This window comes from Vibrio sp. 1F169 (assembly GCF_041439605.1).
GTDB classification, from domain to species: domain Bacteria; phylum Pseudomonadota; class Gammaproteobacteria; order Enterobacterales; family Vibrionaceae; genus Vibrio; species Vibrio tasmaniensis_A.
Map to the genome: position 1 here is coordinate 1 of NZ_JBGOOI010000143.1, position 3,154 is coordinate 3,154.

General features: G+C 40.6%; 2 protein-coding genes and 1 pseudogene. All 3 read right to left on the bottom strand.

What is annotated here, in order from left to right; all coding sequences use genetic code 11:
* Positions 1–197 precede the first annotated feature (197 nt).
* On the bottom strand, positions 198–860 hold the full coding sequence (locus tag ACED53_RS23105) for a M23 family metallopeptidase (protein ID WP_029223951.1): 663 nt from the start codon (positions 858–860) through the stop codon (positions 198–200).
* Positions 861–992: 132 nt separating this feature from the next.
* The gene (locus tag ACED53_RS23110) at positions 993–1,430 is read right to left on the bottom strand and encodes a hypothetical protein (RefSeq protein ID WP_017097967.1); all 438 of its coding nucleotides are present in this window, start codon (positions 1,428–1,430) and stop codon (positions 993–995) included.
* A gap of 565 nt (positions 1,431–1,995) precedes the next feature.
* A pseudogene (locus ACED53_RS23115) lies at positions 1,996–3,037 on the bottom strand (IS3 family transposase); the annotation flags it as partial.
* Positions 3,038–3,154: the final 117 nt, after the last annotated feature.

Consider the following 3,154-nt stretch of genomic DNA (forward strand, 5'->3'; position numbering starts at 1 on the left):
AGCTCGGAAGGATCCTTCAACCGATCACTTTGGCTTTAACTGATCGGCATTAAACCACTTGGTTCGCTTTTTTATTTTTGTTGTTATTTGGCTGCTAGTGCAATTTACTTAATAAAGTGACTTCGGACTTGTTTAACACTCGGGATTTAACGTTGGCTAGGCAACGCTCAATCATTATTTGTTATACGCATATTGGATTAGTTTCGTGATAATTTAGACTTGGTTAGTAATATGAATTGTTCAGGGTCTATGTACCCTTTAAATATTGGAGGTTCTGTTGTGTATCCCCCCATCCAACGATCGGGACCAGTTTCGGGGTATTCCATACGTGACCCCATTCTTATTGAAAAATGTATATGGGCATTTACACCAATGCCAAAATCCTCTGAAGGGTCAGCTATATAACCAAGCAAATCCCCTTTTTTAATTGCCCCTTTTGAGACTAACCAGCTTTTTAATGACAGATGACCGTACAATGAATAAAGGTTTTCTTTTGGGTGATCAATAATCACAACGCCAGGGTAACCGTTCATATAACCAGAATAACTTACAACACCATCAGCAATAGCGTATACAGGCTCTCCAACTTCAGCAAAATAGTCTATAGCAGCATGATATAAATGAGGAAATCGAGAAGCAGTATTAAATGAGGCAAAACCCTGTAATTCTGAACGTGAATCCAGAGGAAATCTATATGGCTCTTTTAAATTTTCAGCAATCCCCTCTAATATCGGACGGACAAGATTAAGTTCTTCATCAACCAGCCGCTGTTTCGTGTCCGTGAGTACTTTTGAACCTAAAAATACTAAAGGCAAAATAGTAAGGGTAATGATTACAATAACTTTCTTTGATATTTCCATCGATTTCCCTTCCATTGACATCGAAGCGTATACGCTGCATTAAGGTGTGAGCGGCGCTTAGCTATACTTTGAGCAAAGCGAAAACGCCAAGCGTTGCGAATCACTCTCAAATGCTTGTTATACATCTGTGCGTTAAAAATCACAGCGCTTTTCAATTGATGGTATGTGTTTACTTCTAGACCTTCTATCAAGAACCAAATACTTACCATGGTTAATAAGGACTTCATATTGAATGTTCTTGCGGCCGCCACCAAGGTGTTTTTCTGGCCAACTCGGCCAAGACTTATATACGCGACCTGTGAACTTAAGCACTTCCCTATCAGCAAGTGGCTCCATATAAGAGCTAAAATCACGGTCTACAACAAAACCCAAAATTTCATTATCCAGCAAGAAGTCGTCACCCGCATTCTTTCCAATAATTTTCCATACCTGAGGCTCACTTGTTCCAAAATAATCGGTTGCCAATATAGAGAACGATTGAAAGCAGCCATTTTGTATTTCTTGTTTTCGGCTACAACTGTAAATCAAGAGAGTTATACATCCTAAAACACAAATCCATTTGTAAATCATATATCTATCAATCATTGGTTAGCGATGTATGACGCCCGCTTATGTGGTGAGCAACGCAATGCGGTGTACGGCAACTAGCATCGCGTTAAGCAGTGGTAAACGTTGACCACCAAACCTAAACAATCGTGCCGTAAACACTAAATTCAAAGCAATCCGAAAATGCCAAGCGTTGGGAATCCGTCTTAAACGTCGTTTTGTTAAAACTACGCTTTCCTAATTGGTTGACATATAAACCACAAAAAACAACACGCAAACGTTAATCCTGCGGCATTTAACTCGTTAAGTCCGAATTGATTGACGAAAAGGGAACTACCCGAAGCTGCAACAAAAAAGGTAGCATAATAATAGGCCTTGAAGAGCTTCAACTCATGACAACACTTTTTGCATTTTATTAGTTTGCCAGGGATGAATTTAAACTTATCCCTTACAGTCAAGGGCTCTGCGCAGTTTGGGCACTTGAACATATCCACTCCTAATTGGCATTGTAAATGCCAATAGGCTAATAGCAACTAGTTTACTATGCAAAACAGTAAGAATTTACTTCGAGGGAGTTCAAAAATGCCACGTAGCTATTTTTCCTAATTATGTCGCCTTTTAGCGTATGGAAGAACGACTCCACCTCCGCATTATCAGTGCAATGACCTGGAGGATTCATACTTGGGACAATTCCATTTTTTGATAATAAAGCTTGAACTTCATGTGCTCGATATTCAGAGCCTCTGTCGGTATGAAATAATAACCGCTCTTGTGGTTTTCGATTTCTAATTGCCATTCTCAACTAACTCATCGTTAGCTGTGTACTCTTCTTACTGCCAAGCGACCAACCGACGATTTTACGCGAGTAAAGGTCGATAACGACCGCTAAATACATCCAACGTTTACCTTGCTTTATATACGTGAGATCTCCAGACCATTGTTGATTAACTGCCGTTGGTTTTGGTGTGTCTTTTTTAATATTCTTAATCGATTGATAAAACCGATGTAGCTTGGCCATCCTTAGGTAAATCCGATAACTTCGCGCTCGTAGTCCTTGCTCTCTCATGATCCGAGCCACACGCTTGCGGTTGACCAAAACTCCTTGGCGCCTAAGCTCTGCATGAACCCTTGGACTACCTGAGAAAACACTTAAATTATTCGCTTCTTCAAAGCCTGCTCTTCTTGAGCATAGCGACTTGGCTCTCTACCAAGCCATGCGTAGTAACCCGACTTAGAAACAGATAGAACCCGGCACATCAATACTATGGAATAACGTGTTTTGTAATGGGCTATGAATCGGAATTTTGTCGATTTTCTTGGGCAACGAATCGTTGCCACTTTTTTAGCAAGTCATTCTCGAGCTTAAGTTGTTCGTTCTGACGTTCAAGCTCTGCAATCCGACTAGACTCAGTTTTCTGGCTCGGGATCTGAGTCCTTTTCTTACGTTTATCTTCCATAATAACCCCTTCTCTATAGTCCTTTCGCCATTTAGAAAGCATATAAGGGTGGATATCTAATGATAGCGCCACGCTTTTAACTGTAGCTCCTTCTCGAAGCGAAAGTCGGACAGCAGTTACCTTAAATTCCGTAAGATATTGTTGAGTTTTTTTACCTGATTTATAAGCTGGCATAAACACCTCCAATTACAATTGAAGGTGTCCATTAGATCGGGTCAACTACAGAATCCCTCTTAAATTGCTTGTTGAACGAAGCCGCTGCGCGGCAGAGTAAAGCGAGTGCAAGCCATA